Source organism: Streptomyces sp. CMB-StM0423, assembly GCF_002847285.1.
Taxonomy (GTDB): Bacteria; Actinomycetota; Actinomycetes; order Streptomycetales; family Streptomycetaceae; genus Streptomyces.
Genome location: NZ_CP025407.1, coordinates 5,325,732 through 5,332,500, shown reverse-complemented (window position 1 = coordinate 5,332,500; position 6,769 = coordinate 5,325,732). Strand labels below are relative to the sequence as shown.

Annotated in this window: 6 protein-coding genes and 1 rRNA gene (1 of these 7 running past the window's edge); all 7 read right to left on the bottom strand. The window is 72.1% G+C overall.

Annotated elements, in window-relative coordinates; all coding sequences use genetic code 11:
- Positions 1–142: ribosomal RNA gene (locus CXR04_RS23305) — 16S ribosomal RNA — on the bottom strand; it reaches 1,385 nt to the left of the window's first position.
- 305 nt (positions 143–447) lie between these two features.
- On the bottom strand, positions 448–1,065 hold the full coding sequence (locus CXR04_RS23300; RefSeq protein WP_101424242.1) for a hypothetical protein: 618 nt from the start codon (positions 1,063–1,065) through the stop codon (positions 448–450).
- A gap of 85 nt (positions 1,066–1,150) precedes the next feature.
- Positions 1,151–2,614, bottom strand: a complete 1,464-nt coding sequence (gene ahcY / locus CXR04_RS23295; protein WP_101424241.1) for an adenosylhomocysteinase — start codon at positions 2,612–2,614, stop codon at positions 1,151–1,153.
- Between the two features lie 328 nt (positions 2,615–2,942).
- The gene (locus tag CXR04_RS23290; protein WP_101424240.1) at positions 2,943–3,866 is read right to left on the bottom strand and encodes a cation diffusion facilitator family transporter; all 924 of its coding nucleotides are present in this window, start codon (positions 3,864–3,866) and stop codon (positions 2,943–2,945) included.
- Positions 3,867–4,026: 160 nt separating this feature from the next.
- On the bottom strand, positions 4,027–5,220 hold the full coding sequence (gene manA / locus CXR04_RS23285) for a mannose-6-phosphate isomerase, class I (protein WP_101424239.1): 1,194 nt from the start codon (positions 5,218–5,220) through the stop codon (positions 4,027–4,029).
- A gap of 19 nt (positions 5,221–5,239) precedes the next feature.
- Positions 5,240–6,361 carry an SIS domain-containing protein gene (locus tag CXR04_RS23280; protein WP_101424238.1) on the bottom strand — a complete coding sequence of 374 codons (1,122 nt, stop codon included), beginning with the start codon at positions 6,359–6,361 and terminating at the stop codon, positions 5,240–5,242.
- A gap of 9 nt (positions 6,362–6,370) precedes the next feature.
- On the bottom strand, positions 6,371–6,580 hold the full coding sequence (locus tag CXR04_RS23275; RefSeq protein WP_101424237.1) for a Trm112 family protein: 210 nt from the start codon (positions 6,578–6,580) through the stop codon (positions 6,371–6,373).
- Between the last annotated feature and the right edge of the window lie 189 nt (positions 6,581–6,769).

Below are 6,769 nucleotides of genomic sequence, written 5' to 3'. Positions count from 1 at the left end.
TCCCAGAGTGCAGGGCAGATTGCCCACGTGTTACTCACCCGTTCGCCACTAATCCCCGGCCGAAACCGGATCATCGTTCGACTTGCATGTGTTAAGCACGCCGCCAGCGTTCGTCCTGAGCCAGGATCAAACTCTCCGTAAATGCATACATGATGCAAAAACAGAAACGAGTCTGCCTCGCTTACTGCTGTGTCACTACATCAAACACTTGGCATCGATTACTTGGCACACTGTTGAGTTCTCAAAGAACGGACACTACCTTCAAAACCCTTCCGGGCCTCTCCGGGCGTTTCCCTTCGGTGTCCTGAACCTTACCAGACCTTTTTCGGTGCGAATTCCCGCTCCGGATCGGGTAGTTCAGAGAGTGCTCTGCTTCGGAGTCATCGTGCCCTCCTGCCCGAGCGACGTGAACAGTACCAGGTCAACCGCGGGCGATGCGAATCGCCCTCAGGCGTCCAGGGAGTTGGGCGGGGTGTCGAGTTCTTCGAGTTCGACACCGGGGGCGGCCAGCACCACGTCGCCAGCGATGTGGACCTCACCCTGTTTGCCCGTCTCCAGGTCGCTGACCTGGTAGTTCACCACCTGTAGCGGCCCCGTGTCGGCCTCGTGGGTGTCCTCCCCCGTTTTCTTCCACGCCTGGTCCAGCGTGCGCGGGGCGAGGACCGGGTGGGTGAGGGCAACGAGGCGGAGGCGTTGGGGGGCCTGGGTGGAAGGGGGCCCGAGGAGGCGGGTGGTGGCGATGAGGAAGGCCGGGGAGGTGCCGGTGAATCCGTGGGCGCGGGCGTTGCCCTCGCGGGCCTGGTCTCCCGTCGCGTCCGAGCGGACCCAGGTGATGCCGTCGAGTGCCGCGCCGCGGACCTGCCAGCCGGCGGCGTGGAGTTCGAGGCGGACGGGGCGGCCCAGGTGGTCGATGGTGAGGTCGACTGATCCTGTGGCCGTGCCGTCGGGGTCGGTGGTCCTGGCGGTGTAGCGCCAGCCGGAGGCGCCGGGGGCGCACTGGAAGTGTTCGTCGCCCAGCGGGGTGCCGTCGTACGGGTCGTAGAGGGAATAGCGTCCGCGCGGCATGTCCGGCACCCTACGCGGGCGTGCCCTCCCCCGACGTGCCGCCGCCCGCCCGGGGGTTCCCGGGCGGGCGGCGGTGGTGCCGGGCTCAGTACCGGTAGTGGTCCGGCTTGTACGGGCCCTCGACCTGGACGCCGATGTACGACGCCTGCTCCGGCCGGAGTTCGGTGAGCCGGACGCCGAGGGCGTCGAGGTGGAGGCGGGCGACCTTCTCGTCGAGGTGCTTGGGCAGCACGTAGACGCCGGTCGGGTACTCGGAGGTCTTCGTGAACAGCTCGATCTGGGCGATCGTCTGGTTCGCGAAGGAGTTGGACATGACGAACGACGGGTGCCCCGTCGCGTTGCCGAGGTTCAGCAGGCGGCCCTCGGACAGGACGATGAGCACCCTGCCGTCGGGGAAGGTCCAGGTGTGGACCTGCGGCTTGACCTCGTCCTTGACGATGCCGGGCAGCTTGGCGAGGCCGGCCATGTCGATCTCGTTGTCGAAGTGGCCGATGTTGCCGACGATCGCCTGGTGCTTCATCCGCTGCATGTGCTCGGCGAGGATGATGTCCTTGTTGCCGGTGGCGGTGACGAAGATGTCGGCGGTCTCGACGACGTCCTCCAGCCGCGCCACCTGGAAGCCGTCCATGGCCGCCTGGAGGGCGCAGATGGGGTCGATCTCGGTGATGATCACCCGGGCGCCCTGGCCGCGCAGGGACTCGGCGCAGCCCTTGCCGACGTCGCCGTAGCCGCAGATGACCGCCGTCTTGCCGCCGATGAGGACATCGGTGGCGCGGTTGATGCCGTCGACGAGGGAGTGGCGGCAGCCGTACTTGTTGTCGAACTTCGACTTGGTCACCGAGTCGTTGACGTTGATGGCCGGGAAGAGCAGGGTGCCGGCCTGGTGCATCTCGTAGAGCCGGTGGACGCCGGTGGTGGTCTCCTCGGTGACGCCGCGGATCTCGGACGCGAGCTGCGTCCACTTCTGCGGGGTCTCGGCGACGGTGCGGGTGAGGAGTTGGAGGATGACGCGCTCTTCGTCGCTCTCCGCGGTGTCGGGCGAGGGGACCTTGCCGTCCTTCTCGAACTCGACGCCCTTGTGGACGAGGAGCGTGGCGTCGCCGCCGTCGTCGAGGATCATGTTCGGGCCGCCGGTGCCGGTGCCGGGCCAGGTCAGCGCCTGCTCCGTGCACCACCAGTACTCCTCCAGCGTCTCGCCCTTCCAGGCGAAGACGGGGACGCCGCGGGGGTCGTCCGGGGTGCCGTCGGGGCCGACGGCGACGGCCGCTGCGGCGTGGTCCTGGGTGGAGAAGATGTTGCACGAGGCCCAGCGGACCTCCGCGCCGAGGGCGGTCAGCGTCTCGATGAGGACCGCGGTCTGCACGGTCATGTGGAGCGAGCCGGTGACGCGGGCGCCGGCGAGCGGCTGGGCCTCGGCGTACTCCTTGCGGAGGGCCATGAGGCCGGGCATCTCGTGCTCGGCGAGCTGGATCTCCTTGCGGCCGAAGGCGGCCAGGGACAGGTCGGCGACCTTGAAGTCCGGGCTCGTGGCGGTGGTCGTGGAAGTCACGTCGCAACTCCTTGAGGGTGGTCGGATTCCCTGAGCGCAGACGGGACGTGCGCGCGGCGCGCATGCGCACGCACGCGTACGGACACACCGGTCCCTCTGCGGCTCAGTCCGCCGGAGGCCCTCTCTCCCCCTCGGCCGGCCCGCTGGCGGGCCACCCGATCGCCATCAGCAGCGACGTCTGGCTCTGCCCCACGAATCTACCGCAGGCCGCCCTCGCCGCGCGGGCATGTGGACAACGGGAACTGGCCATCCCGCGGACCGGACAGTCGGTGAGACGGCCGGCCCGGGTGGGGGTGCGGCGGTCGCTGCGCGCCGGTCCCGGGTCTCGTTACTTGTCCGCCTGTGTGCGGGCGATGTCCGGCTCCAGGTAGATCATCCTCGCCACCGGCACCGCCTCCCGTACCCGCGACTCCGCGGCGTCGATGGCGCGCGCCACCTCGCCCGCGGTGTCGTCGTGCTGCACCGCGATCTTCGCGGCGACCAGCAGCTCGTCCGGGCCGAGGTAGAGGGTCTTGAGGTGGATGACCTGGGTGACGGCGTCGCCGTCGACGAGTGCGGTGCTGATGGCCGCGACGTCGGCCTCGCTGGCGCCCTCGCCGAGGAGGAGGCTCTTGGTCTCGATGGCGAGTATGACGGCGATGATCAGCAGCAGGACGCCGATGCACACGGTGCCGACGCCGTCCCAGACGCCGTCGCCGGTGGCGAGGGCGACGCCGACGCCGAGGAGCGCCAGGACCAGGCCGACGAGCGCGCCGAGGTCCTCCAGCAGCACCACGGGCAGTTCGGGGGCCTTGGCGCGGCGGATGAACTGCCACCAGCCCTGGCTGCCCCGTACCTCGTTGGACTCCTTGATGGCGGTGCGGAAGGAGAAGGTCTCCGCGATGATCGCGAAGACGAGGACGCCCACCGGCCAGTACCAGTGGTCGATCTCGTGCGGGTCCTGGATCTTGTGATAGCCCTCGTAGATCGCGAAGAGGCCGCCGACCGTGAAGAGGACGATGGAGACGAGGAACGCGTAGACGTACCTCTCGCGGCCGTAGCCGAAGGGGTGTTCCTTCGTGGCGGCGCGCTTGGCGCGCTTGCCGCCGAGCAGCAGCAGCGCCTGGTTGCCGGAGTCGGCCAGGGAGTGCACGGCCTCGGCGAGCATGGAGGACGAGCCGCTGAAGGCCCATGCCACGAACTTCGCGACCGCGATCGACAAGTTGGCGCCGAGCGCCGCGAGGATCGCCTTCGTACCGCCGCCTGCAGCCATGTGCCGCCGGTTCCCTTCCGTCTGCCTCCGCGGGGCGCGGCGGGAGGCCGCGCCCTTCACGGCGGCACATTCTGTCAGCACCGCGGCCGGTGGGCGCAAGCCCTGCCGGCCGCGGCTGTGGACAACCCGCGGCGGAGCGCGCAAATCCGGTCGGCGGCGGTCAGTTGCCCGTAGTGGCGCGGAAGAGCGTGCCGGAACCGGTGGCGTGCAGCGTGCCGTCGGCGGCCGGTACGAAGGCCGACTCGCCGCGGTGCAGGGCCAGGTGCTCGCCGGCGGCGTTGGTCAGCTCGGCGCTGCCGTCGGTGCACAGCAGGATCTGCGGGCCCGCGCCCTCCGTCTGGGCGACGGTGACGGGGCCGTCGTCGAGGTCGTGGCGGTGGAGGCGGAAGTCGTCGACGGGGACGGCGTAGCGGCCGTCGGGGCCGGCCCGCAGCACCTCGGGGACGCCGGGGGTGAACGAGACGATCTTCAGCAGCTCCGGCACGTCCACGTGCTTGGGGGTGAGGCCGCAGCGCAGCACGTTGTCGGAGTTGGCCATGAGCTCGACGCCGACGCCGTCGAGGTAGGCGTGCGGGACACCGGCGCCGAGGAAGAGCGCCTCGCCGGGCTGCAGCCTGATGACGTTGAGCAGGAAGGCGGCGACGACGCCGGGGTCGCCGGGCCACGAGCGGGCCAGGGCGCCGTAGGCGGCGTAGTCGGCGGCGTACGGGCTGTCGGTGGTGCCCAGCTTCTCCGCCGCCCGGCCCGCGGCCTCGACGGTGGCCGCCAGCTCGTCGCGGTCCGCACGCAGTATGCCGGCGAACACCTCGCGCAGCGCGTCCTCCTGGGGCTGTGCGCGCAGGGCGTCGGCGTACGGCTTGAGGCCGTCGACGCCGAGGCCGTCGAGCAGGCCGGCGGCGTCCGCGGGCGGGCGGAAGCCGCACAGGCCCTCGAAGAGGGTGAGGGCGCAGATCAGCTCGGGCTTGTGGTTGGCGTCCTTGTAGTTGCGCTCGGGGGCGTCGGCGGGGACGCCGCGCTCCTCCTCGTCGAGGTAGCCGACGCGGGCCTGGGCGAGGTCGGGGTGGACCTGGAGGGAGAGCGGGGCGGCGGCGGCGAGCACCTTGAGGAGGAACGGCAGCCGGGGCCCGAAGCGCGCCACCGTCGCCGCGCCCAGCTCGCCTTCGGGGTCGCCGTGGATCACCTGGTCCAGGGGGACGGGTCCGGCGCCGCGGTCGAGGCGGGAGGGCGCGCCGGGGTGGGCGCCCATCCACAGCTCGGCCTGCGGCTCGTCGGTCGGGTCGGTGCCGAGCAGCTCGGGGATGGCGGTGGTGGAGCCCCAGGCGTACGGGCGGACGGTGTTGTTCAGGCGATCCATACGGCCATCTTGGTACGAGTCAGGCGGAACCTGCAGCCAGGGCGAGGTAAACGGCGGTGAAATCGGCGGTGGCGATCAGCTCGCCCGCGGCCTCCAGGGGATCGCCGTCCGACGGTTCCAGCTCGCTGACGGGGGTGCCCTGGGCGGAGGCCAGCTCGCGGGCCGCGGGGGCGGCCTCCCGGGGGGTGCGGGCGGTGTCGGCGGACTCGTCGTGCAGCAGGACGATGCGGGCGCGGAGCGCGGCGGGCTCCTCGACGCGGTCGCGGAAGATGTCGTCGGGGTCGGCGCCGGAGGTGAAGGCCCCGGACAGCAGCATGCCATGGGCGGCGAGCGCGTCGGGCAGCGTCGCGGGCAGCGCGGGGCGGCCGGCGACGGCGGCCAGTTGGCGGGCGAAGTAGCGTGCGGCGACGCCCGCGAGGGGGCCCTCGCTCCACAGCAGCGGCAGCGACTCGGCCAGCTCGGCGGCGAGCGTCTTGGCGGGGTTCGCGTACGTCTCGATGGCGGGACCGCAGCGCTCGGCGACGATGTCGAGGCGGTCGGCGGCCCGGGAGAGGGCGTCGTCGGGGGCGTCGATCAGGTCGATGCGGTCGGCGAGCGCGAGCAGCGGGGTGAGCAGCGGCCACAGGCCGCCGGTCTCGATCTGCTCGCCGGGGGCGCGCAGCAGCGGCATCGCGAGGCCGCGGGAGGTGACGATCTCGGTGACCGCGGAGGTACGGGGGGCGACGGCGGCGACGGTGCAGCCGCGCCGGTACGCCTGCTCGACGAGCGCGGTGAGGCCCGGCTCGCGGCCGTAGTCGGTGGCGATGAGCAGCAGGTCGTACGGTCCGGCCCAGCCGGGCAGCGTCCAGTTCAGGGCGCTGGGCTCGGGGCGGGCGCCGGTGGGGCGCAGGGCGGTGACGGGGCTGGCGCCCGCCGTCAGCGCGCGCAGCAGGTCGGCGGTGGTGTTCGCGACGGGTCCCGGGGCGGCGACGAGCACCACGCGGGGGCGGCCGTCGGGCCGGACCCGGGCGAGGTCGGACTCGGCGGCCTGGCGGGCGGCGATGCGCATCTGGGCGCCGGCCTGGGCGGCGCTGCGCAGCAGGCCGCGGGCGTCGGCGCGGGCGAGTTCCCCGGGGTCGTCGAGCAGCGACTCGTCGAGCATGGCGGGGGCCTAGGCGGGGCGGCGGGCTTCGTCCACGAGCAGGACGGGGATTTCGTCGCGTACGGGATAGACGAGGCCGCAGGTGTCGGAGGTGCACTGCAGCTCGGGCTCGCCGGGGGCGTCGGAGGCGCCGCCGGCCGCGCCGTCCTTGCTCTCGCGCAGCGGGGCGTGGCACGCCGGGCAGGCGAGGATCTCCAGGAGGCTGGCGTCGACCGGCATGTACGTCCCCTTCGGCTGGCTGCTGCGGTGCTGGGCTCGGCTGTGCGTACGAGCGGCAGGCGCCAGCCTACCGCCGGGCGTACGGGGCCGCCTGCGCGCGGGCGGGCCCTGTGGACGGGCGCGGGGGCGGCCGGCGTACGGGCGGCGGTGAGGGCCGTATCGGCGGGGGTAAGGGCCGTACGCCCTGGG

Coding starts and splice junctions, on each gene's coding strand:
- CXR04_RS23280 (WP_101424238.1), bottom strand. CDS start 6,361: ATGCTCGACGAGTCGCTGCTCGACGACCCCGGGGAACTCGCCCGCGCC.
- manA (WP_101424239.1), bottom strand. CDS start 5,220: ATGGATCGCCTGAACAACACCGTCCGCCCGTACGCCTGGGGCTCCACC.
- CXR04_RS23275 (WP_101424237.1), bottom strand. CDS start 6,580: ATGCCGGTCGACGCCAGCCTCCTGGAGATCCTCGCCTGCCCGGCGTGC.
- CXR04_RS23300 (WP_101424242.1), bottom strand. CDS start 1,065: ATGCCGCGCGGACGCTATTCCCTCTACGACCCGTACGACGGCACCCCG.
- CXR04_RS23290 (WP_101424240.1), bottom strand. CDS start 3,866: ATGGCTGCAGGCGGCGGTACGAAGGCGATCCTCGCGGCGCTCGGCGCC.